The sequence below is a fragment of the Streptomyces sp. CC0208 genome (assembly GCF_003443735.1).
GTDB classification, from domain to species: domain Bacteria; phylum Actinomycetota; class Actinomycetes; order Streptomycetales; family Streptomycetaceae; genus Streptomyces; species Streptomyces sviceus.
In genome coordinates, this window is record NZ_CP031969.1 from 2,821,916 (window position 1) to 2,848,795 (window position 26,880).

27 protein-coding genes are annotated in these 26,880 nt (G+C 70.9%); 13 read left to right on the plus strand and 14 right to left on the minus strand.

Annotation, left to right across the window (positions count from 1 at the left end; all coding sequences use genetic code 11):
* Positions 1-31: 31 nt before the first annotated feature.
* Positions 32-1,009 carry a tetratricopeptide repeat protein gene (locus tag D1369_RS12595; protein WP_007384770.1) on the minus strand — a complete coding sequence of 326 codons (978 nt, stop codon included), beginning with the start codon at positions 1,007-1,009 and terminating at the stop codon, positions 32-34.
* 232 nt (positions 1,010-1,241) lie between these two features.
* On the opposite strand from D1369_RS12595, the gene D1369_RS12600 reads away from it, so the two are divergent.
* The gene (locus tag D1369_RS12600) at positions 1,242-1,868 is read left to right on the plus strand and encodes a TetR/AcrR family transcriptional regulator (RefSeq protein ID WP_037901455.1); all 627 of its coding nucleotides are present in this window, start codon (positions 1,242-1,244) and stop codon (positions 1,866-1,868) included.
* Positions 1,869-1,895: 27 nt separating this feature from the next.
* On the opposite strand, the gene D1369_RS12605 is transcribed toward D1369_RS12600, so the two are convergent.
* The 8 genes from D1369_RS12605 to D1369_RS12640 form a co-directional block, all read right to left on the minus strand.
* On the minus strand, positions 1,896-3,596 hold the full coding sequence (locus tag D1369_RS12605) for a methylmalonyl-CoA mutase family protein (protein ID WP_007384768.1): 1,701 nt from the start codon (positions 3,594-3,596) through the stop codon (positions 1,896-1,898).
* Positions 3,597-3,671: 75 nt separating this feature from the next.
* Positions 3,672-4,004: a DUF3817 domain-containing protein gene (locus D1369_RS12610; RefSeq protein ID WP_007384767.1), complete on the minus strand. Its 333-nt coding sequence runs from the start codon at positions 4,002-4,004 to the stop codon at positions 3,672-3,674.
* A 43-nt stretch (positions 4,005-4,047) separates the two neighbouring features.
* The gene (locus tag D1369_RS12615; protein WP_007384766.1) at positions 4,048-4,557 is read right to left on the minus strand and encodes a MarR family transcriptional regulator; all 510 of its coding nucleotides are present in this window, start codon (positions 4,555-4,557) and stop codon (positions 4,048-4,050) included.
* Positions 4,558-4,998: 441 nt separating this feature from the next.
* Positions 4,999-5,649 (minus strand): TetR/AcrR family transcriptional regulator, encoded by a 651-nt coding sequence (locus tag D1369_RS12620; protein ID WP_007384765.1) that lies wholly within the window; start codon positions 5,647-5,649, stop codon positions 4,999-5,001.
* Positions 5,646-6,326, minus strand: a complete 681-nt coding sequence (locus D1369_RS12625) for a DUF4166 domain-containing protein (protein WP_007384764.1) — start codon at positions 6,324-6,326, stop codon at positions 5,646-5,648. Before D1369_RS12625 ends, D1369_RS12620 begins: the two co-directional genes overlap by 4 nt.
* A complete protein-coding gene (locus tag D1369_RS12630; RefSeq protein ID WP_007384763.1) occupies positions 6,323-7,075 on the minus strand; it encodes a hypothetical protein in 753 nt (250 codons plus the stop codon). Before D1369_RS12630 ends, D1369_RS12625 begins: the two co-directional genes overlap by 4 nt.
* 137 nt (positions 7,076-7,212) lie before the next feature.
* A complete protein-coding gene (locus D1369_RS12635; protein WP_007384762.1) occupies positions 7,213-7,506 on the minus strand; it encodes an MTH1187 family thiamine-binding protein in 294 nt (97 codons plus the stop codon).
* Positions 7,503-7,847, minus strand: a complete 345-nt coding sequence (locus D1369_RS12640; protein WP_007384761.1) for a DUF3817 domain-containing protein — start codon at positions 7,845-7,847, stop codon at positions 7,503-7,505. The genes D1369_RS12635 and D1369_RS12640 overlap by 4 nt, the downstream gene beginning before the upstream one ends.
* A gap of 551 nt (positions 7,848-8,398) precedes the next feature.
* Here D1369_RS12640 and D1369_RS12645 point away from each other — a divergent pair.
* From D1369_RS12645 to D1369_RS12660, 4 genes are all read left to right on the plus strand, one after another.
* Positions 8,399-9,031 carry an AIM24 family protein gene (locus D1369_RS12645; RefSeq protein WP_031051516.1) on the plus strand — a complete coding sequence of 211 codons (633 nt, stop codon included), beginning with the start codon at positions 8,399-8,401 and terminating at the stop codon, positions 9,029-9,031.
* A 1-nt stretch (position 9,032) separates the two neighbouring features.
* On the plus strand, positions 9,033-9,683 hold the full coding sequence (locus D1369_RS12650; protein ID WP_037901451.1) for an AIM24 family protein: 651 nt from the start codon (positions 9,033-9,035) through the stop codon (positions 9,681-9,683).
* Positions 9,680-10,477 (plus strand): AIM24 family protein, encoded by a 798-nt coding sequence (locus tag D1369_RS12655; protein WP_007384758.1) that lies wholly within the window; start codon positions 9,680-9,682, stop codon positions 10,475-10,477. The genes D1369_RS12650 and D1369_RS12655 overlap by 4 nt, the downstream gene beginning before the upstream one ends.
* Positions 10,478-10,569: 92 nt before the next feature.
* The gene (locus D1369_RS12660) at positions 10,570-11,046 is read left to right on the plus strand and encodes a MarR family transcriptional regulator (RefSeq protein ID WP_007384757.1); all 477 of its coding nucleotides are present in this window, start codon (positions 10,570-10,572) and stop codon (positions 11,044-11,046) included.
* A 13-nt stretch (positions 11,047-11,059) separates the two neighbouring features.
* Here D1369_RS12660 and D1369_RS12665 read toward each other — a convergent pair whose 3' ends face one another.
* Positions 11,060-12,448, minus strand: coding sequence for a HAMP domain-containing sensor histidine kinase (locus tag D1369_RS12665; RefSeq protein WP_118082453.1), 1,389 nt, complete (start codon positions 12,446-12,448; stop codon positions 11,060-11,062).
* The gene (locus tag D1369_RS12670) at positions 12,445-13,104 is read right to left on the minus strand and encodes a response regulator transcription factor (RefSeq protein WP_007384755.1); all 660 of its coding nucleotides are present in this window, start codon (positions 13,102-13,104) and stop codon (positions 12,445-12,447) included. The genes D1369_RS12665 and D1369_RS12670 overlap by 4 nt, the downstream gene beginning before the upstream one ends.
* 198 nt (positions 13,105-13,302) lie before the next feature.
* On the opposite strand from D1369_RS12670, the gene D1369_RS12675 reads away from it, so the two are divergent.
* Positions 13,303-13,947 carry a PepSY domain-containing protein gene (locus tag D1369_RS12675; RefSeq protein WP_007384754.1) on the plus strand — a complete coding sequence of 215 codons (645 nt, stop codon included), beginning with the start codon at positions 13,303-13,305 and terminating at the stop codon, positions 13,945-13,947.
* A gap of 169 nt (positions 13,948-14,116) precedes the next feature.
* On the opposite strand, the gene meaB is transcribed toward D1369_RS12675, so the two are convergent.
* Together meaB and D1369_RS12685 are read right to left on the minus strand one after the other, a co-directional pair.
* Positions 14,117-15,073: a methylmalonyl Co-A mutase-associated GTPase MeaB gene (gene meaB, locus D1369_RS12680; RefSeq protein ID WP_007384753.1), complete on the minus strand. Its 957-nt coding sequence runs from the start codon at positions 15,071-15,073 to the stop codon at positions 14,117-14,119.
* 51 nt (positions 15,074-15,124) lie between these two features.
* Positions 15,125-16,327: an acetyl-CoA C-acetyltransferase gene (locus D1369_RS12685; RefSeq protein ID WP_007384752.1), complete on the minus strand. Its 1,203-nt coding sequence runs from the start codon at positions 16,325-16,327 to the stop codon at positions 15,125-15,127.
* A gap of 149 nt (positions 16,328-16,476) precedes the next feature.
* Between D1369_RS12685 and mce the strand changes: the two genes are divergently transcribed.
* From mce to D1369_RS12720, 7 genes are all read left to right on the plus strand, one after another.
* Positions 16,477-16,917: a methylmalonyl-CoA epimerase gene (gene mce / locus D1369_RS12690; RefSeq protein ID WP_007384751.1), complete on the plus strand. Its 441-nt coding sequence runs from the start codon at positions 16,477-16,479 to the stop codon at positions 16,915-16,917.
* 232 nt (positions 16,918-17,149) lie between these two features.
* Positions 17,150-21,028 carry a polarized growth protein Scy gene (gene scy / locus D1369_RS12695; protein WP_118082454.1) on the plus strand — a complete coding sequence of 1,293 codons (3,879 nt, stop codon included), beginning with the start codon at positions 17,150-17,152 and terminating at the stop codon, positions 21,026-21,028.
* 183 nt (positions 21,029-21,211) lie between these two features.
* Positions 21,212-22,147: a cellulose-binding protein gene (locus D1369_RS12700; RefSeq protein WP_007384748.1), complete on the plus strand. Its 936-nt coding sequence runs from the start codon at positions 21,212-21,214 to the stop codon at positions 22,145-22,147.
* A 187-nt stretch (positions 22,148-22,334) separates the two neighbouring features.
* A complete protein-coding gene (locus D1369_RS12705; protein ID WP_037903648.1) occupies positions 22,335-23,303 on the plus strand; it encodes an ABC transporter ATP-binding protein in 969 nt (322 codons plus the stop codon).
* Between the two features lie 2 nt (positions 23,304-23,305).
* A complete protein-coding gene (locus tag D1369_RS12710; RefSeq protein WP_037901445.1) occupies positions 23,306-24,076 on the plus strand; it encodes an ABC transporter permease in 771 nt (256 codons plus the stop codon).
* A 112-nt stretch (positions 24,077-24,188) separates the two neighbouring features.
* Positions 24,189-25,430: an ABC transporter ATP-binding protein gene (locus D1369_RS12715; protein ID WP_037901444.1), complete on the plus strand. Its 1,242-nt coding sequence runs from the start codon at positions 24,189-24,191 to the stop codon at positions 25,428-25,430.
* Positions 25,427-26,305, plus strand: coding sequence for an ABC transporter permease subunit (locus tag D1369_RS12720; RefSeq protein WP_007384744.1), 879 nt, complete (start codon positions 25,427-25,429; stop codon positions 26,303-26,305). Before D1369_RS12715 ends, D1369_RS12720 begins: the two co-directional genes overlap by 4 nt.
* Positions 26,306-26,343: 38 nt before the next feature.
* Here D1369_RS12720 and D1369_RS12725 read toward each other — a convergent pair whose 3' ends face one another.
* Positions 26,344-26,685 (minus strand): hypothetical protein, encoded by a 342-nt coding sequence (locus D1369_RS12725; protein WP_007384743.1) that lies wholly within the window; start codon positions 26,683-26,685, stop codon positions 26,344-26,346.
* Positions 26,686-26,880 lie beyond the last annotated feature (195 nt).

The following is a 26,880-nucleotide window of genomic DNA, read 5'->3' on the forward strand; positions in this document are numbered from 1 at the left end:
GGCATCACATGCCGGGATGTTTAGCGACTGGTCAGAACAGGGCGCGGGACAGCGCCCTTCGGGCCGCCGACACCCGCGGATCGTCGGCGCCTACCACCTCGAAAAGCTCAAGGAGCCGCAGCCGTACGGTGTCCCGCTCGTCGCCCGCCGTGCGCCGCACGGTGTCGATGAGCCGTCCGAAGGCGTCCTCGACATGCCCACCGACCAGATCCAGGTCGGCGGCGGCGATCTGCGCCTGCGCGTCACCCGGCTTCTCGGCCGCCTCCTTGCGTGTCCGCTGCGGGTCGAGGCTCTGCACCCGCTGGAGCAACTCGGCCTGGGCGAGTCCCAGTTTGGCCTCGCTGTTGCCGGGGTCGTCACTCAGTACGTTCTTGTACGCCTGGACGGCCCCGCCGAAGTCCCCGGCGTCCAGGGCGTTTACGGCGGCTTCGAGGAGTGCGTCGTACGGCCCCGCCGGCACGGTCGCGGGCTGCGGAGCGGCGCCGGGGCCGGCGTCCGGGTCGACCGCGAGACCGGTCAGCCCGAAGCGCTGCTCGGCGACCTGCACCAACTGGTCCAGGGTCTGCTGGATCTGCTCCTTGCCGGCCGCGCCCTGGAAGAGCGGCAGGGCCTGGCCTGCGACGACGGCGAACACGGCCGGGATGCCCTGCACCCCGAACTGCTGCATCAGCATCTGGTTGGCGTCGACGTCGATCTTGGCGAGGAGCAGGCGTCCGTTGTACTCGAGGACGAGCTGCTCCAGCACCGGGCTCAGCTGCTTGCAGGGCTCGCACCACTCGGCCCAGAAGTCGATGACGACCGGGACCTCGGTGGACCGCTGCAGGACATCGCGCTCGAAACCCGCCTCGTCTACGTCGATGACGAGATCGGCCGGAGAGACGGCACCCGGGCCGCCGCCCTGCCTGGCCGCTTCGGCGCGCGCCTGCTCCGCCTTCGCCTTGGCCTCCTGGGCCGCTTTCACCGCGGCGAGGTCGACGACTCCGCTCATGGACATGTTCCGTGGCTGCATGCGTCTATCCTCCCCCGTGCGCGCGCGTCTGTGAAAAGCATGGTGAAAGCCGGTCGTGCAGCGCGGTCCTGACGCCGGGTCCCCACCCCGCGCCGTACGCACCGTCGCCCGCGTACGTCCCTCGCGAGCTTTCGCTACGAGTCGTAGCGTAATGGCACTGAGTGCCTGCCCGATACCCCACCCCGGTGATCTCCCTCACTGCACCTCGAGAACCGCCCGTTATGGTCGGAGAATGCAGAGCCGCACCCCCGCCCCCCGCGCCGCAGGACGCCCGCGCAGCGCTGCCGCGGACACGGCGATCCTCGCGGCGACGAGGGCGGCGCTGGTGGAGCTGGGCTGGTCGAAGCTCACGCTGGGAGATGTGGCTACCCGTGCGGGGGTCGCGAAAACCACCCTGTACCGCCGCTGGGCCGGCAAGAACGAGCTCGTCGTGGACGCGGTGGCCGAACTCTTCGACGAACTGGAACTCCCCGACTGCGGCACCCTGGCCGACGACATCGAGGGCGTGGTCCTGCAGTTCGCGGCGATCCTGGCCCGTCCGGAGGCCCAGAACGGGCTGATGGCGGTGGTGGCGGAGTCCTGCCGCGACGACGCGCTGCGGGAGCGCATCCGCGCGTCGATCGTCGACCGCCAGAAGCGGCTGGTCCTCCAGGGCCGGGAACGCGCCCAGGCCCGCGGCGAACTCCCTCCGGAGGCGGACCCCGTCGAGGCGGCCCGCACGGTCGACCTGATCTTCGACATGGTGGCGGGAGCGGTGGTCCACCGCACGCTGGTCAGCGCGGAGGCGGCGGACGCGCAGTGGGTGCACGACTTCACCCGGATCCTGCTGACGGGCCTGACGGGACCGTCCGCGGAGTAGCGGAACAGGGGACGGCCGCCGTCGCCCTCAGAATCCCGGCGGTTCCGTGTACACCCCCCACTCGTCCCGCAGCACCCCGCAGATCTCCCCGAGCGTCGCCTCCGCCCGCACCGCGTCCAGCATCGGCCCGATCATGTTGGACCCGTCGCGGGCGGCAACGAGCATGGCCTCCAGGGCGGTTCGCACGGCCGCTTCGTCCCGCTGCGCCTTGCGGCCGCCCAGGGCCCGCACCTGCTCCCGCTCCACCTCGTGACTCACCCGCAGGATCTCCAGGTCCCCGGTGACCGACCCGTGGTGGACGTTGACCCCCACGACCCGCTTCTCGCCCTTCTCCAGGGCCTGTTGGTACCGGAAGGCCGCTTCCGCGATCTCCCCGGTGAACCACCCGTCCTCGATCCCTCGCAGGATCCCGGACGTGATCGGGCCGATCGGGTGCCGCCCGTCCGGATGGGCCCTGAGCCCCCGCTCCCTGATCTGCTCGAAGATCGTCTCCGCCTCCGCCTCGATCCGGTCCGTCAGCTGCTCCACGAACCACGAACCTCCCAGCGGATCGGCCACGTTGGCGACCCCGGTCTCCTCCATCAACACCTGCTGAGTCCTGAGCGCGATCTCCGCGGCCTGCTCGCTCGGCAGCGCGAGGGTCTCGTCCAGGGCGTTGGTGTGCAGGGAGTTGGTCCCGCCGAGCACCGCCGCGAGCGCCTCGACCGCCGTACGGACCACGTTGTTGTACGGCTGCTGCGCGGTGAGCGAGACCCCCGCCGTCTGGGTGTGGAACCGCAGCCACTGCGCCTTCTCGGACCGCGCCCCGTACACGTCCCGCATCCACCGCGCCCAGATCCTGCGCGCCGCCCGGAACTTGGCGATCTCCTCGAAGAAGTCGAGGTGCGCGTCGAAGAAGAAGGAGAGCCCGGGCGCGAACACGTCCACGTCCAGACCGCGCGACAGCCCCAGCTCCACGTACCCGAACCCGTCCGCGAGGGTGTACGCGAGCTCCTGCGCGGCCGTCGAACCGGCCTCGCGGATGTGGTACCCGGAGACGGACAGCGGCTTGTAGGCGGGGATGCCGGCCGCGCAGTACTCCATCAGGTCGCCGATGAGACGCAGGTGCGGCTCGGGCTGGAAGAGCCACTCCTTCTGCGCGATGTACTCCTTGAAGATGTCCGTCTGGAGCGTGCCGTTGAGAACGGACGGGTCCACGCCCTGCCGCTCGGCCGCGACCAGGTACATGCAGAAGACGGGGACGGCGGGCCCGCTGATCGTCATGGAGGTCGTCACGTCGCCCAGCGGGATGTCCCGGAACAGGACCTCCATGTCGGCCGCCGAGTCGATGGCGACCCCGCAGTGCCCGACCTCGCCGAGCGAACGGGGGTCGTCGGAGTCCCGCCCCATCAGGGTCGGCATGTCGAAGGCGACCGACAGGCCGCCGCCCCCGTTGGCGAGGATCTTCTTGTACCGCTCGTTGGTCTGCTCGGCGTTCCCGAACCCGGCGAACTGCCGGATGGTCCAGGTCCGCCCCCGGTAGCCGGTCGGATACAGCCCGCGCGTGAAGGGGTACTCCCCCGGCCACCCGATCCGCTCGAAGCCCTCGTAGGTGTCCCCCGGCCGTGGCCCGTACACCGGCTCCACGGGATCGCCGGAGAGCGTGCTGAAGTCCGCCTCCCGCTTCCGCGAGGCGTCGTACCGGGCCTGCCAGCGTCGGCGGCCCTCTTCGATGGCGTCAGCGTCCATACCATCGAAGTTACTAGGACGTCCGAGTAAACGTCGAAGGACTACCGCCGTACGCGTGCCGTACGGCGGTGGGGGTTACGCCTTGACGGGCGCCGGGGTCCCGTCGACGACGCTGCCTTCCAGCTCGTGCGTGATCTTCCGCTCGACGAAGAACGCGGCGGTCGGGATCGTCCCGGAGAGCAGCACCCACGCCAGCTTGCCGAGCGGCCACTTGGCCTTGTTGCCCAGATCGAAGGCGAAGACCAGGTAGATGATGTAGAGGACGCCATGGATCTGCGAGACGACCAAGGTGACGCCCTCACCCATGTCGAAGCCGTACTTGAACACCATGCAGGTGCACAGCACGAGCAGCATGACGGCGGTGACATAGGCCATCACCCGGTAGCGGGTGAGCACGCTCTTCTTCATGGCGTCGAGCGTAACCGTACGTTCCGGGAGATCTTGCCCCGGGTCAGTCCTCGTCGAAGTCCCTCGCGGCGATCCTCAGCGGGCGCAGCATCGCGAAGATCTCCGCGCACTCCTCGGCGTCGTACACGCCGAGCCCGAAGTCCATCGCCATGAGGTCCCGCGTGGCGGCCTCGACGACCTCGCGGCCCTTGTCGGTGATGGAGGCGAGGGTGCCGCGGCCGTCGTTGGGGTTGGGGCGCTTGTCGACCAGGCCGGACCTGACCAGGCGGTCCACGGTGTTGGTGACGGACGTCGGATGCACCATGAGCCGCTCGCCGATCTTCGACATCGTCAGCTCGCCGGCCTTGGAGAAGTTCAGCAGCACGAGCGCCTCGTACCGCGCGAACGTCAGTCCGTACGGCTTGACCACCGCGTCGACCTCGCCGAGCAGGATCTGGTGCGCACGCATGATCGAGGTGATCGCCGCCATGGACGGCACGTTTCCCCAGCGCTGCTTCCAGAGTTCGTCGGCGCGGGCGATGGGGTCGAAGGGAAGACTGAGCGGCTTCGGCACGGCAACGACCTTACCGGCCGGTCACATGGTGGTCAGCAGTGTCTCGCCCTTCAGACTGTGTGGGTGCGGGTTGGGTGGGGGCGGGTGTTTTTGCGCAGTTCCCCGCGCCCCTGATGCCTGCGGCGGCCTGCGCGGCCTCGGTGGGGGCTTGTGTAGCGCGTGCGGTGTGGTTTGGGGTCGGGGCCGGGGTGGGGGGTGTCCGTCCTCGGTCCGGCGGCTCGGCTGCTTTAGCAGGGCCCTGTAACGGACGCCGGCCGCTGCGGGCGGACACCCCCCACCCCGTCCCCTTCCCGCCGTACGCGGCCAACGGCCCATTCCGACGCAGGGTGACTGCACCCACCCAGGGGCGCGGGGAACTGCGCGACCAGCCCCCACGCACCCGCACCCGCCCCACAACCGAACCCGGCACCCCCATAGGCGCCCCGCCCCAGCCCAGCGCAGCTACCGGCGGCCGGTTCTGCGGAGGTGGTGGCGTACCGCGCGTTGGGCGACCGGTCCCAGGTCCTCCAGCGCGGCGACGAGCACGCCGAGCTGCTCCAGGGCGTCCAGGGCCGCGGTGGCACCGGACGCGTCGACCCCTTCGTACAGCTCGATGCCCACGAAGGACGCGGCCACCGCCCGGGCCAGGCCCGCGGGGTCGGCGAACTCGCCGAAGGGCGTGGCCGCGAGGACTCTGGTGAGGACCTGCTCGATCTCGGTGATCCACAGCTCCAGGCCGGCAGCGGTGGCGGGGCCGAGGGTGGCGTGGGTCTGGGCGCCGGCCAGCAGCTGGCCGAGGAGGGCCACATGCCCTCCGGCCCGCTCCTCCTCGTGGACCTTGCGTCCCACCGCGAGGAGTTCGGACAGCGAGGTCACGGCGGCCAGCCGTGCCCGGTAGCGGGCCACGGCGCGCTCCGCGCCGTAGCGGCAGGCCGCGGCGAGGAGTTCGTCCACGGAACCGAAGTGGTAGAAGACCAGCGCCTGGTTGACCCCGGCGGCCGCCGCGACCGTACGGGCGGAGGTCTTGGCGATGCCCTGTTCGGTGAGGGTGCGCAGGGCGCCCTCCAGGAGTTTGGCCTTGGTCTCCAGGGACTTGGCGGACTCCGGGCTCACGCGCGCGCCTCCTCGCGGAGGGGACGGAGACCGGGGCGGACTCCGCAGGCCGCGATGTCGCTGTACGTCGCCTCGAAGCTGCCCTCGTAGCCGAAGAGCGGGCCGAAGTACCGGTTGACGACCCGGACGCTGATACGGAAACGGCCCGCCCGCTCGTCGTACGACTCCCTCACCTCCGCCGTCGCGCCGATCAGCTCGGGCACCCGGACGTCCACCAAGCCCTCCCGGAACCGGTGCTCCCCGGAGCGGATCAGCAGCGAGCCGTCGGGCTCGGCGCGGAAGTGCAGCTCGCTGGCCAGGTGCTGGTGGGTGCCGAGGTAGTCGAGGACGCGGTCGCCCTTGGGGCTCAGCACCATCTGGGCGTCGAAGCGGCGGGGGCGGCCGGGCAGGTGGAAGGTGCGCACGAAGGTCACCGTCTCACGGCCGTAGGTGTCCGCGTAGGGGACGTTCTCGATCACGAACGGCACGCTCCGCCCCGGTCTCGGCACCAGGATGTTGCGGGTCGTACCGAGGGCCAGGAAGGGCTTCACGAATGCCCCGCCGTGCCAGATGCGGTCCATGACGCCCCTGCCCGTGCAGGCCTCGCCGGTGGTCAGGCCGACCGAGAAGCGGCGCTGGAGCTGCGGGTGGAGGCGGTCGAAGTCGGCGCCCATCACCGTGCGGAACATCGAGGTCATCGCGGGGTCTCCAGGGTGCGAAGGACGCGCGGCGCACGCACGCGCGTGGGGGGCCGGCGCAGACACCGACGGGCGGCGGGGGTGCCGGGCAGGGGGGACTTGAACAGGGCCAGGGAGATGGCGAGGGCGAGGAGCAGCGGCGAGACGTAGGCCATGGACGCCGCCAGAGGGCCGAAGAAGTCCAGGAAGCGCTCCAGGGCGAGGCCGGTGCCGGCGACGAGCACGACGAGGGCGCGGACCAGGAGCTCGGCCAGCCAGTTCCACAGCGCCCGCTCTGGGGTGATCCCGCGCTCCAGCCACAGCCGCAGCCGGTCGAAGGACCAGGCCGTCGCCCAGCCGATGAGGGGGCGGAAGAGGAGGCGGTCGGCCACCGCGCCGACGCGGCCCCAGCGAGGGCGGTAGTCGTAGCCGGTGAGGAAGGTGACGCCGTCGCCGTCGGGGACGTAGCGCCAGTAGCCGCTGCCCTCCGCCAGGAGCGAGAGCGGGTGCGGGGAGGCGAAGCGCAGGGCGGAGGTGCGGGTGCCGTCGGGGCGTTCCCGCTCCCCGGCGGAGACACCGGTGCCCGCGACGGTGAGACCGGGCAGCACACGCGTGGCGTAGCGGAAGCGCTGTGGCTCGCCCTCCACGCGCGGGAGGTAGGTGATCCGGGTGAAGCGGAGGTCCCAGCGCTGGTGTTGGGACGGTTCCTGCGTCCGGGTCCAGAGGTCGTCGAGATCGGCACGGATGCGCGCCTCTATGTAGAGCCCCATCGATTCCCCTAGGTGAGCTCACTGTTTGAGCGACTGCTCAAACTCACTGGGCAGGAAGATACATGCTTTTGAGCGATCGCTCAAACATGAGGTACGAGAAAACCCCGGCCCGCGCGGGCCGGGGTTCGGGGACTCACTCAGTCGGCGAGGTGCCGCTCCACCGTCTCCACCTTGGAGGTCAGACCGTCCGTGACGCCGGGCCGGATGTCGGCCTTGAGCACCAGCGACACCCGCGGCGCCCGTGCCTCCACGGCGGCCACGGCACGCTTCACGACGTCCATGACCTCGTCCCAGTCCCCCTCGATCGAGGTGAACATGGCGTCGGTACGGTTCGGGAGCCCCGACTCACGGACGATCCGCACCGCGTCGGCGACGTACTCCCCCACGTCCTCGCCGACCCCGAGCGGGGTCACGGAGAAGGCGACGATCATGCGTTCACCTTTCCTTCCTGGCGAGCACGGGAGGCGATGACCGCGTCCTCGGCCTCACGCTTGAGCCTGCGCTCGGCGAAGAAGCCGCCGGTGGGCAGCACGGAGAGCACGAAGAACCAGATCCCCGTCTTCGCGGACCACTTGGCGCGGTTCCAGGCGTCCAGCCAGAAGATCACGTACAGGATGAACAGGACGCCGTGGACCATGCCCATCACCGGCACGGCGTTGAAGTCCGTGGTCCGCTTCAGCACCGAGCAGACGAGCAGGAGCAGGAACGAGACCGCCTCGGGCGCGGAGACAAGGCGGAGGCGTCGGATGGCGGAGGCTGTCTTGAGGTCCACGGGTCACCTTCGGTGGGAGGTCGCGGTTTGTGAACGAACGCACAAGCGTGCGTCCATTGTGACAAACGGTTCCACGGTCCAGTCCGGGGGGTCTGGCGCATACGGGGGTGCCGGGTCGGGTCGTCGGGCGGGTGCGGGCCGGTGGGGGCTGGTCGCGCAGTTCCCCGCGCCCCTAAGGAGTTGCGGTCACCCTGCGTCGGAATGGGCCGTGGGCCGTTGGCCGCGTACGGCGGGAAGGGGACGGGGTGGGGGGTGTCCGCCCGCAGCGGCCGGCGTCCGGTGCCGAGAACAGGAAAAGGGGCCGAGCCGCCGGACCGAGGACGGACACCCCCCACCCCGGCCCCGACCCACCCACCGAACCGAACGCGCTACACGAGCCCCCACCGGGCAGCAACGGGCCGCCGCAGGCATCCAGGGGCGCGGGACTGTGTCCGTGTGCGGCTCCGCCGCGTGGGCGCAAAACGCCCGCCCCCACCGAACCCGCACAAGAACCGCCCAACCGCCGAAGACTCCCGCAAGAGCCTTCCGCCAGCTACCTTCACTCCGTGGCGATGTTTCGACTCCAAGGCAGCAAGGTGCTCGCCGTCGACATGACCGGAGACGCCGTGAAGGCGAAGAACGGCTCGATGGTCGCGTACGACGGGCAGATGGCGTTCAAGAAGATGAGCGGCGGTGGTGAGGGGATCCGCGGCATGGTGACCCGGCGCATCACCGGCGAACAGATGACCGTGATGGAGGTGTCGGGGCACGGGACGTGCTGGTTCGCGGACCGGGCCTCGGAGATCAACCTCGTCAGTCTCCAGGGGGACAAGCTGTACGTGGAGTCGAGCAACCTGCTCGCGACCGACGCCGGGCTGAGGACGGGCACGTCCTTCACCGGCCTGCGCGGCGCCTCCCAGGGCAACGGGCTGTTCACGACCACGGTCGAGGGACACGGCCAGGCGGCCATCATGTCGGACGGCCCGGCGGTCGTCCTGCGGGTCAGCCGGCAGTACCCGCTGACCGTCGACCCCGGCGCCTACATCGCCCACCAGGGCAACCTGAGCCAGTCCTTCCAGTCCGGTGTGACGTTCCGCACGTTCATGGGCGAGGGCGGCGGCGAGGCCTTCCAGATCCGCTTCGAGGGGGACGGTCTGGTGTACGTCCAGCCCAGCGAGCGCAACACGATCGCGGGAGATGTGTGACATGCCCTTCCGCGAGATCAACTCCAAGATGGTCGAGGCCACGGTGATGCCCGGCCAGCGCCTGTTCAGCCAGCGCGGCGCGATGCTGGCGTACAAGGGCGAGGTGTCCTTCACGCCCAACATCCAGGGCGGCCAGGGCGGCGTCATGTCGATGATCGGCCGCCGCGTGGCCAACGAGGACACGCCCCTGATGACCGTCGAGGGCAGCGGCACGGTCCTGTTCGGGCACGGCGGGCACCACGTCACGGTCATCAACCTCTCCGGCGACACCCTGTTCGTCGAGGCGGACCGCCTGCTCGCCTTCGAGGGCACCCTCCAGCAGGGCACCATGTTCATGGGCTCCCAGGGGGGCGTCATGGGCATGGTGCGCGGCCAGATCAGCGGCCAGGGCCTGTTCACGACCACGCTGAAGGGCCACGGCTCGGTGGCCGTGATGGCCCACGGCGGGGTCTTCGAGGTCCCCATCACCCCACAGCGCCCGGTCCACGTCGACCCGCAGGCCTACGTCGCCCACTACGGCGACGTCCGCAACAAGCTGTCGACGGCGCTCGGCTGGCGCGACATGGTGGGCCGGGGCTCCGGCGAGGCCTTCCAGCTGGAGCTCAGCGGGAACGGCGTGGTGTACGTGCAGGCGTCCGAGGAGAAGCTGTGAGCCACTACCCGGGCGCGGGCCCGACCGTGTTCGACCCGATGACACTGCCGTCGGACGACAACGTCAACAACTACACCTTCTGCGTGGAGCTCAAGGGGAGCCAGTGGTTCCTGCAGAAGGGGAAGATGATCGCCTACTACGGGCAGATGGATTTCAACGGCATCGGACACGGTCGGCTCGACGGTCTCGTCCGCACGTCGTTCCATTCGCCTCTGCACGCGAGCGACTGGGTCGTGGCGCAGGGTTCGGGCAAGATGCTCCTCGCCGACCGGGCCTTCGACGTGAATTCGTACGACCTCGAAGACGGCAACCTGACCATTCGCTCGGGCAACCTGCTCGCTTTTCAGCCAAGTCTCGCGCTCAAGCAGTCGATCGTGCCCGGCTTCCTGACCCTCATCGGAACCGGAAAGTTCGTGGCCGCCTCCAACGGTCCGGTGGTGTTCATGGAGCCCCCGATCCGGGTGGACCCGCAAGCGCTTGTGGGCTGGGCGGACTGCCCCTCGCCCTGCCACCACTACGACCACGGCTACATGACGGGTCTGATGGGCGGTCTACGTGCGATGACGGGCCTCGGCGGGGCCTCCGGGGAGGAGCACCAGTTCGAGTTCGTGGGGGCAGGCACCGTACTGCTCCAGTCGACCGAGGTCCTGATGGCCGAGCAGGCCACGGGGGTGGTTCCGTCCGAGCCCGGAGTACCCGGCGGTTACGGGGCACCCGCAGGCCAGCCGCAGCAGCCGGGCGTACCGCGCCTTCCCGGACAGCTGGGGGACCTCCAGCGTCGCTTCGGGCTGTGAGCGGTAGTCTGCGGAGTGTGACATCGAACGCGTGCGCACAGTCACACCACCCTCATTAGTTCGCCTTTCAACATTTTAGGTAGACTTCATTCATGGAGACCGAGACGGCCACGCGCTGGCTGACCGATGCGGAGCAGTGCGCCTGGCGCACCCACCTGGAGGTCAACAGGCTGTTGACGTATCAGCTCGAGCGGGACCTTCAGCCGTTCGGGCTGACGATGAACGACTACGAGATCCTGGTCAATCTCTCCGAGTCGGAGGGCGTACGGATGCGGATGAGCGACCTCGCGTCCGCCACCCTCCAGTCCAAGAGCCGGCTCTCGCACCAGATCACCCGCATGGAGAACGCGGACCTGGTCCGGCGCGAGAACTGCGAGTCCGACCGCCGCGGCCTGTACGCCGTGCTGACCGAGCACGGCATGGAGACGATGAAGAAGGTCGCGCCGCATCATGTGGCGTCTGTACGGAGGCACTTCATCGACCTCGTGCAGCCCGAGTCCCTGAGGGAGCTGGACAAGGCCCTGAAGCCCATCGCGGAGCACCTGCGGGGGCACCGGGGACGTCCCTGACACCGGGGCACGGCTAGGCGGTCGGCAGGCGGAGTTCGAACAGGGCTCCGCCTGCCGGCGCGTCCCGGACCGTGAGCGTGCCGCCGTGCCGGGCGGCGACGTCCCGGGCGATGGCGAGACCGAGCCCGGCGCCCCCGTCGTCCCGCGCCCGCGCCTCGTCCAGCCGCACGAACCGCTCGAAGATCCGCTCCCGGTCTCCGGCGGGCACCCCGTCCCCGTCGTCGGCGACCTCGACCACCGCGTGGTGGTCCCCGTCCCGTCGTACCGTCACCACGACCGCCGACCTCGCGTGCCGCCGCGCGTTGTCCAGCAGGTTGTCGAGCACCCGCTCCAACTGCCCCCGGGACCCCGTCACTTCCACGGCCTCCGCCCGCACGCTCACCCCGGACCGCCCGGCGGCCCGCTCCCGTACCAGCGCCGCCAGTTCGACCCGGGCGTCGGCGACCCGCTCCCCCGCGTCCAGGCGGGCCAGCAACAGCAGGTCCGCGGCCAGGTGCTGGAGCCGTACCGTGTCCTCGACCGCGCCGTCCAGATCCAGCAACGCGGGGTGCGCGGCGGCCACTTCGAGCTGGGTGCGCAGTGAGGCGATCGGACTGCGCAGCTCGTGCGAGGCGTCGGCGACGAACCGGCGCTGCCGCTCGACGGAGGTCTCCAGGGCGGCCAGGGTCTCGTTGGTGGTGCGGGCGAGCCGGGCCACCTCGTCGTGGGTGTCCGGCACCGGCACGCGACGGGCGAGGTCCTCGGAGGCGGTGATCGCCGCCATCTCGCGGCGGATGGCCTCGACCGGGCGCAGGGCCCGGCGCGTGACCGTCCAGGTCACCCAGGCGACCACCGCGAGCAGCAGGGGCAGCCCGACGAGCATGACCGTGGCGGCGGTGTGCACGGCGTCCTGCTGGGCCTCGAGCGAGGCACCGGCGTACACCCGGACCGTCCGGTCGCCGCGGTCCGTGACCTCGACCTGGGCGAACCGGTACGCGACGCTCTCCCCGTCCACGGTGGCCCGGCCCTGGCCGTGCCAGGTGACCTCGCCGACCTCGCCCGCCTCGGCGTCGTCCTCGTCGCCGTCCGGCCGCGCGTCGGGGCGGGCGACGGGCGTGACGTCGCTGACGCCGGTGCCGCTGATCGCCTCCAGGTCCTCGCTCGCCGCGAGGACCCGCCCGTCCCGGTCGACCACCTGGGCCGGGTGGTCCCCGTCCAGGTCCAGCTCCCGGTACGGCACGCCCTGTGCGATCTGCGACGCCACATTGCGGGCGGCGCCGTCGGCGGCCGTGTCCGCCTGCCCCACGAGATTGCTGCGCAGCGACAGCAGGACGACGGCGCCCGCGGCGACCAGGGCCACGGCCACCACCGCGGTCGCGGCCAAGGTGGCCCGCGCCCGGACCGAGCCGAACAGCCGCCTCATCCGCCGGTCTCCAGTCGGTACCCGGCGCCGCGGACGGTCCGGATGAGCCCCGCGTCCAGTTTCCGGCGCAGGGTGCTGACGTACACCTCGACGATGTTGGGGTCGCCGTCGTACGCGAAGTCCCAGACGTGCTCCAGGATCTGCGCCTTGGACACCACCTCGCCGGCCCGCAGCGCGAGCTGTTCCAGGACCGAGAACTCCTTGGCGGTGAGGGTGACTTCGCTGCCGTCGAGGAAGACCCGGTGGGCGGCGGTGTCGATCCGCAGTTCCCCGAGTTCGAGCACCGGCGAGGCCCCGGCGCCGTTCCCGCGCCGCCGCAGCAGGGCCTTGATGCGGGCCACGAGGACGACGTAGGAGAAGGGCTTGGTCAGGTAGTCGTCGGCGCCGGTGTCCAGGCCCTCGGCCTCGTCGTACTCGCCGTCCTTGGCGGTGAGCATCAGGATCGGCACCTCGTGGCCGGCCGCGCGCAGGGCGGCGCAGACCCGGTAGCCGTTGAGGCCGGGCAGCATGATGTCGAGGATCACCAGGTCGTACGACCCCTCGGTGGCCCGGTGCAGTCCCTCGCGGCCGTCATGGACGACGTCGACGGCGTAGCCCTCGGCGGTGAGGCCCTTGGCGAGGGACAGGGCTAGGCGGCGTTCGTCCTCGACGATCAAGAATCTGAAGGGGGGACGCGAAGCGTCTCGAGCAGGGTGGTGGTGGGCGACGGGCGGGCGCATGCGTACAGACTCGCAAAGTGAACCTGAAGACGCCTTCAGGAGGCTTCAGGTCCGCTTCAGCTCCCCTCCGGCAGCTTGGTTGTCGTCGAAAGCCGACGCAGCAGAACGAAGCAGACCCGCTCTGGAGGAATCCCCATGAAGCGCAACATCGTCATCGCCACCCTCACCGCCGCCACGCTGGCCACCGGCGGCACCGTCGCGGCCTTCGCGTCGGGGAACGACGAGGCGACGGCGACGCAGCGCCAGGCCGACACGAGCGCCCAGGTCGCCGCGGACCGCGACGACGACTCCGCCGACGACCGGGACGACGACGCCTCCGAGGACCGTACGGCGGTCTCCGGCGGCAAGGTCAGCGCCGCGGAGGCGATCGCGGCCGCCCTGAAGCACACGCCGGGCACCGCCCTCTCCGCCGACCTGGACGACGACGGGGCCGACGCGTGGGAGGTCTCCGTGGTCAAGGGCGACGGCACCGAGTACGACGTGCGGATCGCCCCGGACTCCGGCAAGGTGCTCGGTGCGCAGCGCGACACCGACGACGACCGCGACGCCGACGACCGCGCAGAGCTCACCGCGGTGAAGGGTGCGCACACCGACGCCCGCGAGGCCGCGCTGGCCGCCGCCGCGAAGGGGACGGTCACCGAGGTCGGCCTCGACGACGAGCGGGGCACCGTGGTCTGGACGGCGGACACCGTGAAGGACGGCAGGCACAGCGAGTGGACGGTCGCCCTCGACTCGGGCAAGGTCACCCAGGACCGTGACGACGACGGCGACGACGCCTGAGTCGGCCGCTACCCGGCGGGCGTGGCGCTCCTCCCCACGGCCGGGGCCGTCAGGACGACCGCCACGCCCGTCGCCGCGAAGCACCCGGCCACCGCCCTGACGAGGGCGAGAGTGCCCGGACCGGGGGCGAGTCCCGCGCCGAGAACATGGCGGTCGACGTACCAGGGGCTCAGCCCCGGGTCAGGCCCTCGACCAGTTCGTCCGCCGCGCGGTAGGGGTCCAGCTCGCCGGCCACGATCCTCTCCGCTAGGGCGTCCAGGCGCCGGTCGCCGCGCAGGTCGTCGATGCGTTCGCGCAGGGCGGTGACGGCGATCGTCTCGACCTCGTGGGCGGCGCGGGTGCGGCGGCGCTCGGCGAGGACGCCGTGCTCCTCCATCCAGGCGCGGTGCTTCTCCAGGGCTTCCACGACCTCGTCGACGCCCTCCGCGCGGGAGGCGACCGTCTTGACGATCGGCGGGCGCCAGTCGCCGGGGGCGCGGGACTCGCCGAGGCCCAGCATGTGGTTGAGCTCGCGGGCGGTCGCGTCGGCGCCGTCGCGGTCGGCCTTGTTGACGACGTACACGTCGCCGATCTCCAGGATTCCGGCCTTGGCGGCCTGGATGCCGTCGCCCATGCCCGGCGCGAGCAGCACCACGGAGGTGTCCGCCTGGGAGGCGATCTCCACCTCGGACTGGCCGACGCCGACCGTCTCGACCAGGACCACGTCGCAGCCGGCCGCGTCCAGGACCCGGATGGCCTGCGGGGCGGCCCAGGCGAGGCCGCCGAGGTGGCCGCGGGTCGCCATGGAGCGGATGTAGACGCCGGGGTCGGAGGCGTGCTCCGACATGCGGACCCGGTCGCCGAGCAGCGCGCCGCCGGAGAACGGCGAGGACGGGTCGACGGCCAGGACGCCGACCCGCCTGCCCTGCTTGCGGTAGGCGGTCACCAGGGCCGAGGTGGACGTCGACTTGCCCACCCCGGGCGAGCCCGTCAGGCCCACCACGTACGCGTTGCCCGTCAGCGGGGCGAGCGCTTCCATGACCTCCCTGAGCTGCGGGGACGCCCCCTCCACGAGGGAGATCAGCCGGGCCACGGCCCGCGGCCGGCCCTCCCTGGCCTGGGCCACCAGGGTGGAGACGTCCTGCATCACAGCTCCGTTCACAGCGAGGTCCTGCACAGAGGTCCTACAAAGGAGAACTCAGGCCTTGGGTACCCGCACGACGAGCGCGTCACCCTGACCGCCGCCGCCGCACAGGGCCGCCGCGCCCACGCCGCCGCCGCGCCGCCTGAGCTCCAGGGCGAGGTGCAGGACGAGCCGGGCGCCGGACATGCCGATGGGGTGGCCGAGGGCGATGGCGCCGCCGTTCACGTTCACCTTTTCGGTGGACACGCCGAGGTCCTTCATCGACTGGACGGCGACGGCCGCGAACGCCTCGTTGATCTCGATCAGGTCGAGGTCGGAGACCTCCAGGCCCTCCTTCTTGAGGGCGTGCAGGATCGCGTTGGACGGCTGGGACTGCAGGGAGTTGTCCGGGCCCGCCACATTGCCGTGGGCGCCGATCTCGGCGATCCACTCCAGGCCGAGCTCCTGCGCCTTGGTCTTGCTCATCACGACCACGGCCGCCGCACCGTCCGAGATCTGCGAGGCGGAGCCGGCGGTGATGGTGCCGTCCTTGGTGAACGCGGGGCGCAGCTTGCCCAGGGACTCGGCGGTGGTGTCGCCGCGGATGCCCTCGTCCTTGCTGAAGACGACCGGCTCGCCCTTGCGCTGCGGGATCTCCACGGGGGTGATCTCGGCCTCGAAGACGCCGTTCTTCTGCGCGGCGGCGGCCCGCTGGTGGGACAGGGCGGAGAACTCGTCCTGCTCGGGGCGCTGGATGCCGAGGCGGGTGTTGTGCTTCTCGGTGGACTCGCCCATGGCGATGTTCTCGAAGGCGTCGGTGAGGCCGTCGTACGCCATGGCGTCGAGCATCTCGATCGCCCCGTACTTGAAGCCCTCACGGGACTTCGGGAGCAGGTGGGGGGCGTTGGTCATGGACTCCTGGCCGCCCGCGACGATCACGTCGAACTCGCCGGCGCGGATCAGCTGGTCGGCCAGCGCGATCGCGTCGAGGCCCGACAGACACACCTTGTTGATGGTCAGCGCCGGGACGTTCATCGGGATGCCGGCCTTGACGGCGGCCTGGCGGGCCGGGATCTGGCCCGCGCCGGCCTGGAGCACCTGGCCCATGATGACGTACTGCACCTGGTCGCCACCGATCCCCGCACGGTCGAGGGCGGCCTTGATCGCGAAGCCGCCGAGGTCGGCTCCCGAGAAGGACTTCAGCGAGCCCAGCAACCGCCCCATGGGCGTACGGGCACCCGCGACGATCACCGAGGTCGTGCTGTTCGATCCAGACATGAGCTGCGATCCCCTTTCGGCTGCACTGCCGAGGAGTGTGAACGAGGGTTTACTTCAAAGGTACTGAGTGGCACTCCGTGCCGTCATCGCCCCGTCGGTGTGATCGCGCGCACGTTGCGTAACCGTTTCGGGAGCGCTGCACTGACTACATGCTGACGCGAATCGACCACATCGGGATCGCCTGTTTCGACCTCGACAAGACCGTCGAGTTCTACCGGGCCACCTACGGCTTCGAGGTGTTCCACTCCGAGGTCAACGAGGAGCAGGGCGTGCGCGAGGCCATGCTCAAGATCAACGAGACCTCCGACGGCGGCGCCTCCTACCTGCAGCTTCTGGAGCCGACCCGCCCCGACTCGACCGTCGCCAAGTGGCTGGACAAGAACGGCGAGGGTGTCCACCACATCGCTTTCGGTACGGCGGACGTCGACCAGGACGCCGCGGACATCAAGGACAAGGGCGTACGCGTCCTGTACGAGGAGCCCCGACGCGGCTCCATGGGGTCACGGATCACCTTCCTGCACCCGAAGGATTGCCATGGTGTCCTGACAGAACTGGTCACTTCAGCGCCTGTTGAGTCACCTGAGCACTGACCCTCGTACATATGGGCCGGTAGGGTTGGGGGCGGTCGCCGCTCTTGCCAGGGCGACCGGGTCCTGCCCATGGCGGCAGAACCGAGCCGGGGTCCGGGTTTCGGGGGTCGAGCAGTGGGCATCAGCGCATGCTCCGCCGTTGATCTGACACCATTCCCCGGGGGCCCCGTTCGGCGGATGGACGGGGCTCGTTTGGAGAGACTTGCGACCAGGGGACGGATGGGACCGCGCAGTGCGGGGCTACGAACGCCAGGAGCGAGAGCCGGCGGCTGACGTCGACCACCTCTCTCGGTTCGAGGCCGAGATGGAGCGGCTGAAGACCGAGCGGGAAAAGGCGATCCAGCACGCCGAGGACCTCGGCTACCAGGTCGAGGTGCTGCGCGCCAAGTTGCACGAGGCGCGGCGCACCCTCATGTCCCGGCCCGAATTCGGCGGCGGCGACATCGGCTACCAGGCCGAGCAGTTGCTGCGGAACGCGCAGATCCAGGCCGACCAGTTGCGCCAGGACGCCGAGCGCGAACTGAGCCAGGTCCGCGCCCAGACCCAGCGCATCCTCCAGGAGCACGCCGAGCAGGCCGCGCGTCTGCAGGCGGAGCTCCATCAGGAGGCCGTCACCCGCCGCCAGCAGCTCGACCAGGAGCTGGCCGAGCGCCGGCAGACCGTCGAGTCACACGTCAACGAGAACGTGGCGTGGGCCGAGCAGCTGCGCGCCCGCAGCGAGTCGCAGGCCCGACGGCTCCTGGAGGAGTCGCGCGCCGAGGCCGAGCAGGCCATGGCGGCCGCCCGCGCCGAGGCCGAGCGGGTCACCACCGAGGCCCGCCAGCGCCTGCAGAGCGAGGCCGAGGCGGCCCGCACCGAGGCCGAGCAGCTGCTGCGCCGCGCCCGCGCGGACGCGGAGCGGCTGCTGGAGGCCGCCTCCACGCAGGCCCAGGAGGCCACCGACCACGCCGAGCAGCTGCGCACCTCCACCGCGACCGAGTCGGACAGCGCCCGCCGCCAGGCCACCGAGCTGAGCCGGGCCGCCGAACAGCGGATGGCGGAGGCCGAGGAGGCGCTGCGCAAGGCGCAGGCCGAGGCCGAGAAGGTGCTCACCGAGGCGAAGTCGGCCGCCGAGAAGACGCTCGCGAGCGCGGAGTCGGCCAACGAACAGCGCACCCGTACGGCCAAGGAGCAGGTCGCCCGGCTGGTCACCGAGGCCAGCGAGGAGGCCGAGGCCACCAAGGCCACCGCCGAGCAGATCGTCGCGGACGCCCGCGCCGAGGCAGAGAAGATCGTCACCGAGGCCGCCGAGAAGGCCCGCACGCTCACCGCCGAGGAGAGCGCGACCCAGCTGTCCAAGGCGGCCAAGACCGCCGAGGACGTCCTCAACAAGGCGCAGGAGGACGCTCAGCGGACCACCAAGGCCGCCGCCGAGGAGGCCGAGCGGATCCGCCGTGAGGCGGAGGCCGAGGCGGACCGGCTGCGCGCCGAGGCGCACGACATCGCCGAGCAGCTCAAGGGCACGGCGAAGGACGACACCAAGGAGTACCGCGCCAAGACGGTCGAGCTGCAGGAGGAGGCCCGCCGGCTGCGCGGCGAGGCCGAGCAGCTGCGTTCCGACGCGGTCGCCGAGGGCGAGAAGATCCGCGCGGAGGCCCGCAAGGAGGCCGTCCAGCAGATCGAGGAGGCGGCCAAGACCGCCGAGGAGCTGCTCTCCAAGGCCAAGGCGGATGCCGACGAGCTGCGCCAGACCGCCACCACGGACAGCGAGAAGGTCCGCACCGAGGCCATCGAGCGCGCGACCACGCTGCGCCGGCAGGCCGAGGAGACCCTGGAGCGCACCCGCAACGAGGCCGAGCGGCAGCGCGCCGAGGCCGTCGAGCTGTCCGAGGAGATCACAGCCGCCGCCGAGCGGGCCGCGAGCGAGCTGCGCGAGGAGACCGAGCGGGCCGTAGAGGCACGCCGTGCCGAGGCCGCCGAGGAGCTGACCCGGCTGCGCGCCGAGGCCGAGGAGCGTCTGGCCGCCGCCGAGCTGGCCCTGACCGAGGCTCGCGAGGAAGGCGCGCGGATCCGCCGCGAGGCCGCCGAGGAGACCGACCGGCTGCGTTCGGAGGCCGCCGAGCGGATCCGCACCCTCCAGCAGCAGGCCGAGGCCGAGGCCGACCGGCTGCGCACCGAGGCCGCGTCCGACGCGTCCGCCTCCCGCGCCGAGGGCGAGGCCGTCGCCGTACGGCTGCGTTCCGAGGCCGCCGCCGAGGCGGAGCGTCTCAAGACCGAGGCCCAGGACACCGCGGACCGGGTCCGGGCGGAGGCGCAGACCGCCGCCGAGCGGATCGCCACCGAGGCGTCCGAGACGCTGGCCGCCGCCCAGGAGGAGGCCAACCGGCGCCGTCGCGAGGCCGAGGAGTACCTCGGCTCGGCCCGCCAGGAGGCCGACCAGGAGCGTGAGCGGGCCCGCGAGCAGAGCGAGGAACTCCTCGCCTCGGCCCGTAACCGGGTCGAGGAGGCGCAGGCCGAGGCCGTACGGCTGGTCGAGGAGGCGGACCGGCGCGCCACCGAGATGGTGTCGGCCGCCGAGCAGCACGCCCAGCAGGTGCGGGACTCGGTCGCCGGGCTGCACGAGCAGGCGCAGGAGGAGATCACCGGGCTGCGCAGCGCCGCCGAGCACGTGGCGGAGCGCACCCGGCGCGAGGCGCAGGAGGAGGCCGACCGGGTCCGTTCGGACGCCTACTCCGAGCGGGAGCGGGCCAGCGAGGACGCGGCCCGGATCCGGCGCGAGGCCGCCGAGGAGACGGACGCCGCCAAGGCCCTCGCCGAGCGCACCGTCTCGGACGCGATCGCGGAGGCGGAGCGGCTGCGCTCGGAGTCGTCCGAGCTCGCCCAGCGGGCCCGCACCGAGGCCTCGGACACCATCGCCCAGGCCGACCAGGACGCCTCCCGTACCCGGGCGGACGCCCGCGAGGACGCCAACCGCATCCGCTCGGACGCGGCGAGGCAGGCCGACGCCCTCATCACCGAGGCGCGCAGCGAGGCCGAGCGGCTCACCGAGGAGACCATCGCCGACACCGACCGGCTGCGGACGGAGACGGTCGCCGAGGCGGAGCGTGTACGGGCCGAATCGGTCGCCCAGGCGGAGCAGTTGATCGGGGAGGCCACCGGGGACGCGGAGCGGCTGCGGGCCGAGGCCGCCGACACGGTCGGGCAGGCGCAGCAGCACGCGGAGCGGATCCGCAGCGAGGCCGAGCGGGTCAGGGCGGACGCGGCGGCCGCGGCCGAGGAGCTGGTCAACTCCGCGCGCGCGGAGGCCGATCGCACCCTCGACGAGGCCCGCCAGGAAGCCAACAAGCGGCGTTCCGAGGCGGCCGAGCAGGTCGACACGCTCATCACGGAGACCGCCGCGGAGGCGGACAAGCTACTCACCGAGGCGCAGCAGCAGGCGCTCAAGACCACCGCGGACGCGGAGGCGCAGGCCGACACCATGGTGGGCGCGGCCCGCCAGGAGGCCGACCGGTTGGTGTCCGAGGCCACGGTCGAGGGCAACGCGCGCGTGGAGAAGGCCCGTACGGACGCGGACGAGCTGCTCGTCGGCGCGCGCCGGGACGCCACCGCCATAAGGGAGCGTGCGGAGGAGCTGCGCGACCGGATCACGGGCGAGATCGAGGCGCTGCACGAGCGGGCCCGCCGTGAGGCCGCGGAGACCATGAAGTCGACCGGCGACCGCTGCGACGCGCTCATCAAGGCCGCGGAGGAGCAGCTCGCGAAGGCGCAGGCGAAGGCCAAGGAGCTGGTCTCGGAGGCCAATTCGGAGGCCGGCAAGGTGCGCATCGCGGCGGTCAAGAAGGCCGAGGGGCTCCTCAAGGAGGCCGAGCAGAAGAAGGCCACGCTGGTCCGGGAGGCCGAGGAGCTCAAGGCCGAGGCGATCCGCGAGGCGAAGCGCACGGTCGAGGAGGGCAAGCGCGAGCTGGAGGTCCTCGTCCGCCGCCGCGAGGACATCAACACCGAGATCTCCCGTGTCCAGGACGTCTTGGAGGCGTTGGAGTCCTTCGAGGCCCCGTCGGCGGGCAAGGACGGCGGCGTCAAGGCGGGCGCCACGGTCGGCGCCCCTCGTTCGGGTAAGCCGTCGGACAGCTGACCGACTGGTCGGAATCCGGTGCCGTCTGGGGCCTTTGACCAAGTTTTTGGCAAGCCGTCCCGGGGTTAGCCACTCAAAAGGGGTGTCATTCTCCAGATCAAACACGTATCCGCTCGATGACACACCGCTTCGGCCCCTAGGATTCCCCCTATCACCTCACCGGTCTCATTTGACAGGAACCCCATGAGCGACACTTCCCCCTACGGCTTCGAGCTTGTGCGGCGTGGGTACGACCGCGCTCAGGTGGACGAACGGATCTCCAAGCTCGTCTCCGACCGTGACAGCGCTCTCTCCCGCATCACCGCCCTGGAAAAGCGCATCGAGGAGCTCCACCTCGAGACGCAGAACGCCCAGGCCCAGATGTCCGACGCCGAGCCGTCGTACGCCGGGCTCGGCGCGCGTGTCGAGAAGATCCTCCGCCTCGCCGAGGAGGAGGCCAAGGACCTGCGCGAGGAGGCCCGTCGCGCGGCCGAGCAGCACCGCGAACTCGCCGAGTCGGCGGCCCAGCAGGTCCGCAACGACGCAGAATCGTTCGCTGCGGAGCGCAAGTCCAAGGCCGAGGACGAGGGCGTCCGGATCGTCGAGAAGGCCAAGAGCGACGCGTCCCAGCTGCGTTCCGAGGCCCAGAAGGACGCGCAGTCCAAGCGTGAGGAGGCGGACGCCCTCTTCGAGGAGACCCGCGCCAAGGCCGCGCAGGCCGCCGCCGACTTCGAGACGAACCTCGCCAAGCGCCGGGAGCAGTCCGAGCGCGACCTGGCGTCGCGTCAGCAGAAGGCGGAGAAGCGTCTCGCGGAGATCGAGCACCGCGCGGAGCAGCTGCGCCTGGAGGCCGAGAAGCTGCGCACCGACGCCGAGCGCCGCGCCCGCCAGACGGTGGAGACCGCGCAGCGCCAGGCCGAGGACATCGTGGCCGACGCCAACGCCAAGGCCGACCGCATCCGTTCGGAATCCGAGCGCGAGCTGGCGGCTCTGACGAACCGTCGCGACTCGATCAACGCCCAGCTGACGAACGTCCGCGAGATGCTCGCCACGCTCACGGGCGCCGCGGTGGCCGCCGCCGGCTCCCCGGCCGACGACGAGCCGATCTCCCGTGGGGTTCCGGCCCAGCAGTCCCGGTAACACCGCCTGACGGCATCAAGGGCCCGCACCTTCTCCCCCGACAGGTGCGGGCCTTTGGCGTGTCCGGGGGCGGGATGTTCCTCCCGCCGTCCTCCCACCCCCGCATGGCGCATTTTTGCCCTTCTCGTCGGTCTTCGTTTGCCCGCACGATTGGCATCTGCCGAACCCGCCCCCTAGCGTGGTCCGCATGATCGAGCTGGCGGGACTGACGAAGCGGTACGGCGAGAAGGTGGCGGTCAACAACCTGACCTTCACCGTCAGACCGGGCATCGTCACGGGCTTCCTGGGTCCCAACGGCGCCGGCAAGTCGACCACCATGCGCATGATGCTGGGCCTGGACCGTCCCACCGCCGGGGACGTCCGCATCGACGGCAAGCACTACGACCAGCTCAAGGACCCGCTCACGTACATCGGCGCCCTGCTGGACGCCAAGGCCATGCACGGCGGGCGCAGCGCCTTCAACCACCTGCTGTGCCTCGCGCAGAGCAACGGCATCCCGACGAAGCGGGTGCACGAGGTCCTCGACACGGTCGGTCTGACGGCGGTCGCGAAGAAGAAGGCCAAGGGTTTCTCGCTCGGTATGGGTCAGCGGCTCGGCATCGCGGGCGCGTTGCTCGGCGATCCGCGGATCCTGATGTTCGACGAGCCGGTCAACGGGCTCGACCCAGAGGGCATCCACTGGATCCGCAACCTGATGAAGTCCCTTGCCGCGCAGGGCCGTACGGTCTTCGTCTCCTCCCACCTCATGAGCGAGATGGCCCTGACCGCCGACCACCTCGTCGTCATCGGCCAGGGGCGGCTGCTCGCCGACACCTCGATGGCCGACTTCATCGCGCGCAACTCCCGGTCCTACGTCCGCATCCGGACCCCGCAGCGCGAGCGGCTGCTCGACGTGCTGCACGCGGCCGGGGTCACCGTGGTGGAGACCGGCAACGGCACGCTGGAGGTCGACGGCAGCAAGTCCGAGTACATCGGTGAGCTGGCCGCCCAGCACCAGCTCGTGCTGCACGAGCTGAGCCCCCAACAGGCCTCCCTGGAGGAGGCGTTCATGCAGCTGACCGCGGAGTCGGTCGAGTACCACGCCCACAGCGACACACCCGTCGACGCACCGCTGCCACCACAGCAGCAGTGGGGCGACGGCTGGAAGGGGAAGTGACCATGGCGGCGACCCAGGTCATCCGCTCCGAGTGGACCAAGATCCGGTCGGTGGCCTCCACGGTGTGGACGCTCTCCCTCGCCGTGGTCGTCACCATCGGGCTCGGCATCCTGATCTCGGCCCTGTCGAAGAACGAGTTCGACAACATGAGCCGCGAGGACAAGCTGTCCTTCGACCCCACCTTCATCAGCTTCGCCGGGATGAGCCTCGGGCAGCTCGCGATGATCGTGTTCGGGGTGCTCGTCGTCTCGAACGAGTACAGCACCGGCATGATCCGCACCTCGCTGGCCGCTGTTCCGCAGCGGGGCACCTTCCTGGTCAGCAAGATCGCGGTCGCCACCGTGCTCTCGCTGGCCGTCGGTCTCGTCACCAGCTTCGTCACCTTCTTCCTCGGGCAGGCGATGCTCGGCTCGCACCGGGCGGAGATCGGTGACACCGGGGTGCTGCGCGCGGTCATCGGCGGCGGCCTCTACATGACCCTCATCGCGATGTTCTCGATGGGCGTCGCCGCGATGCTGCGCTCGCCGATGCTGTCGCTGGGCATCCTGATGCCGTTCTTCTTCCTGATCTCCAACATCCTGGGCAACGTCTCGGCCACCAAGAAGATCGGCCAGTTCCTGCCGGACCAGGCGGGCAGCAGGATCATGCAGGTGGTCACCCCGATCGACGACGACACTCCCTACGGCCCCTGGGGCGGGCTCGGGATCATGGCGCTGTGGGTGGCGGTGGCCCTGATCGGCGCCTATGTCCTGTTGAAGAAGAGGGACGCGTGACGCGAAAGGCCTTTGCTTTCATTTGAGCGGAACCGTCAGCGCCCCGATAAGCTCCTAACCCTTACGGGGGGCGTGCGCCCCGCTGTCCTGAACCTTGCGATGGGTGCGGAGCATGATCGAGGCAGTCGGCCTGACCAAGCGCTACGGCGACAAGACCGCTGTGTACAACCTTTCCTTCCAGGTGCGTCCCGGCACCGTCACCGGCTTCCTGGGCCCCAACGGCTCGGGCAAGTCGACGACCATGCGGATGATCCTCGGCCTGGACAACCCCACGTCGGGGCAGGTGACGATCGGCGGCTACCCGTATCGCAGGCTGCCCAACGCGGCCCGGCAGGTCGGTGCGCTGATCGACGCCAAGGCCGTGCACGGCGGCCGGTCGGCCCGCAACCACCTGCTGTGCCTGGCCCAGCTGTCCGGGATCCCGGCCCGCCGGGTGGACGAGGTGCTGGGCGTGGTCGGCCTCCAGGATGTGGCCAGGAAGCGTTCCAAGGGCTTCTCGCTCGGCATGGGCCAGCGGCTCGGGATCGCGGCCGCGCTGCTCGGCGACCCCCAGGTGCTGCTCTTCGACGAGCCGGTCAACGGGCTCGACCCCGAGGGCATCCTGTGGGTGCGCAACCTGATGAAGGCGCTGGCGGCGGAGGGCCGTACGGTCTTCGTCTCCTCCCACCTGATGAGCGAGATGGCGCTGACCGCGGACCATCTCATCGTCATCGGGCGCGGGCAGCTGCTCGCCGACATGAGCGTCCAGGACTTCATCGCCGCGAACTCCGCGGGCTTCGCGCGCGTGCGGACGCCCGACACCGAGCCCCAGCTGCGCGAGAAGCTGTCGGGCGCGATCACCGAGGCGGGCGGGCACGTCCTGCCCGAGCAGGACGGCGCGCTGCGCGTGACCGGGCTGCCCCTCCCCCGCATCAGCGACATCGCGCACGCCACGGACGTACGCCTGTGGGAACTGTCACCGCACCAGGCCTCGCTGGAGGAGGCGTACATGCGGATGACGCAGGGCGCGGTGGACTACCGCTCGACCACCGACCAGAAGGCGGGGCTGATGCAGCCCCTCCCGCCGGGCGCGCAGCCGCCCATGCCGGTCCCGGGCCAGGGCCAGCCGGGCTGGTACGCCCCGCCGCCGCCCCAGCCGGGCGGGCAGCCGTTCGCAGGCCCGCAGGACCAGGCCGGCCCCTACGGCGGTCCCGGCGCGGGCACGCCCAACCCGTACGCCCAGGCGGGCCCGGCGGCTCCGCAGGGCGCGCCTCAGCCGCCGGCGCACACCCCCGCGGCGCAGCCCCCGGCCGTCGCGCCCGCACCGCAGACCTCCGCCCCCGCCACCCCGACCGAGCCCGAGGACGCCCGATGAGCACCCCGCAGCCTTCGATGCCGCAGGCCCAGGCCGCCGTACCGAACTGGCAGTCGGCGGGTGGGCCGTCGTACGCCGGTTACACCTCGCCGATCCCCGTGGTGCGCACGCATCTCGGGCACGCCATCGCGTCGGAGTGGACGAAGATCCGGTCGGTGCGGTCGACGATCTGGACGCTGGGCGTGTTCGTGCTGCTCGTGATCGGGATCGGGATCGGGGTCGCCGCGCTGGTCGCGGCCAACGCCTCCCCCGAGGACCTGAACAACGAGAGCCCGCTGTCGCTCGGCTTCTTCGGGCTGCTGCTCGGCAGCATGTGCGTCATCACGCTCGGTGTGCTGACCACGGCCTCGGAGTACGGCACCGGAATGATCCGTACGACGATGGTCGCGTGCCCCTCCCGCGGCCGCGTCCTCGCGGCGAAGGCGGTCGTGTTCTTCGCCGTCGCCTTCGTGACCACCCTCGTCTCGGTCCTCGTCGTCGCGCTGGCGGACGTGGCCCTGCTCGACGGAGCCCGGACGCCGACCGGCCAGGAGTGGCTGAAGGGCACCTTGGGCATCTCGCTCTACATCGCCCTGCTCGGCCTGTTCTCGCTGATCATCGGTTCGATCATCCGGCACTCGGCGGGCGCGATCACCATCATGATCGGTGTCGTGCTGGCCCCGCTGGTCATCGCGCTGTTCATGGTCTCCCAGTCCCTGGAGGGCCTGCGCCAGGCGCTGTTCGAGTACTCCATCCCGAACCAGCTCAGCGTGTTCTACTCCAACTCCCTCAGCGACAGCGGTCCCTCGGGCTGGGACCCGCTGTGGATCATCCTGGGCCTGACGGCCGTGGCGTTCGCCGGCGCCTACGCGCTGCTGGAGAAGCGGGACGTGTAGGAGCCCCCTTCCGGCATGTAGGAGCCCCCTTCCAAGGCTCAGAACCTCGGCGCGTTACGGGACCGCTGCACCCGCGTGGTGCGGCGGTCCCGCGCGTTCCAGCAGGCCTTGTGCCAGTGTCTGCGCTCGTCGACACCCGAGTGGTCCGGCCAGGCCACCACGTGCGGGACACCGTCCGGGATCATCTGGTCGCAGCCCGGGCAACGGTACGTCTTGCCCTGCGCGCTGGCCCCCGCCACATGCCGGATGTTCCAGTCCTCGCCCTGCCAGTGCGTCGACGACTGGAAGCCGCCGTAGCGGCCGGAACGGTCGTCCTCGGCACTCCGGCCGGCCGAGTCCGACGAACCGGAACCCTTGGGTCGGTTGCGACGCGGGGACACAGGACACCTCACGGGGCTATACAGGGAGCAGGGACCGTGTCCAGCCTACGCGGGACGTGACGGGGTACGCGTAGAGCACCAACCCCCACAAGTCCCCCTCCGGGGCGACCCATTCTGCAGACAATCGGCAAATCTCTCCACCAGGCCGTGTCCTCGGCACGTGTCAGGCGGTTATGCCGTGTGGGGGAGCTCCGT

Bases quoted from the DNA above. Each gene is read 5' to 3' on its own strand.
- D1369_RS12635 (WP_007384762.1), bottom strand. From the start codon at position 7,506: ATGATCGTCGCCTTCTCCGTGACCCCGCTCGGGGTCGGCGAGGACGTG.
- D1369_RS12700 (WP_007384748.1), top strand. From the start codon at position 21,212: ATGAGCGACACTTCCCCCTACGGCTTCGAGCTTGTGCGGCGTGGGTAC.
- D1369_RS12610 (WP_007384767.1), bottom strand. From the start codon at position 4,004: ATGAAGAAGAGCGTGCTCACCCGCTACCGGGTGATGGCCTATGTCACC.
- mce (WP_007384751.1), top strand. From the start codon at position 16,477: ATGCTGACGCGAATCGACCACATCGGGATCGCCTGTTTCGACCTCGAC.
- D1369_RS12650 (WP_037901451.1), top strand. From the start codon at position 9,033: ATGCCCTTCCGCGAGATCAACTCCAAGATGGTCGAGGCCACGGTGATG.
- meaB (WP_007384753.1), bottom strand. From the start codon at position 15,073: ATGCAGGACGTCTCCACCCTGGTGGCCCAGGCCAGGGAGGGCCGGCCG.
- D1369_RS12630 (WP_007384763.1), bottom strand. From the start codon at position 7,075: ATGGGGCTCTACATAGAGGCGCGCATCCGTGCCGATCTCGACGACCTC.
- D1369_RS12660 (WP_007384757.1), top strand. From the start codon at position 10,570: ATGGAGACCGAGACGGCCACGCGCTGGCTGACCGATGCGGAGCAGTGC.
- D1369_RS12665 (WP_118082453.1), bottom strand. From the start codon at position 12,448: ATGAGGCGGCTGTTCGGCTCGGTCCGGGCGCGGGCCACCTTGGCCGCG.
- D1369_RS12645 (WP_031051516.1), top strand. From the start codon at position 8,399: ATGTTTCGACTCCAAGGCAGCAAGGTGCTCGCCGTCGACATGACCGGA.
- D1369_RS12605 (WP_007384768.1), bottom strand. From the start codon at position 3,596: ATGGACGCTGACGCCATCGAAGAGGGCCGCCGACGCTGGCAGGCCCGG.
- D1369_RS12600 (WP_037901455.1), top strand. From the start codon at position 1,242: ATGCAGAGCCGCACCCCCGCCCCCCGCGCCGCAGGACGCCCGCGCAGC.
- D1369_RS12685 (WP_007384752.1), bottom strand. From the start codon at position 16,327: ATGTCTGGATCGAACAGCACGACCTCGGTGATCGTCGCGGGTGCCCGT.
- D1369_RS12715 (WP_037901444.1), top strand. From the start codon at position 24,189: ATGATCGAGGCAGTCGGCCTGACCAAGCGCTACGGCGACAAGACCGCT.
- D1369_RS12595 (WP_007384770.1), bottom strand. From the start codon at position 1,009: ATGCAGCCACGGAACATGTCCATGAGCGGAGTCGTCGACCTCGCCGCG.
- D1369_RS12720 (WP_007384744.1), top strand. From the start codon at position 25,427: ATGAGCACCCCGCAGCCTTCGATGCCGCAGGCCCAGGCCGCCGTACCG.
- D1369_RS12625 (WP_007384764.1), bottom strand. From the start codon at position 6,326: ATGACCTCGATGTTCCGCACGGTGATGGGCGCCGACTTCGACCGCCTC.
- D1369_RS12705 (WP_037903648.1), top strand. From the start codon at position 22,335: ATGATCGAGCTGGCGGGACTGACGAAGCGGTACGGCGAGAAGGTGGCG.
- D1369_RS12675 (WP_007384754.1), top strand. From the start codon at position 13,303: ATGAAGCGCAACATCGTCATCGCCACCCTCACCGCCGCCACGCTGGCC.
- D1369_RS12710 (WP_037901445.1), top strand. From the start codon at position 23,306: ATGGCGGCGACCCAGGTCATCCGCTCCGAGTGGACCAAGATCCGGTCG.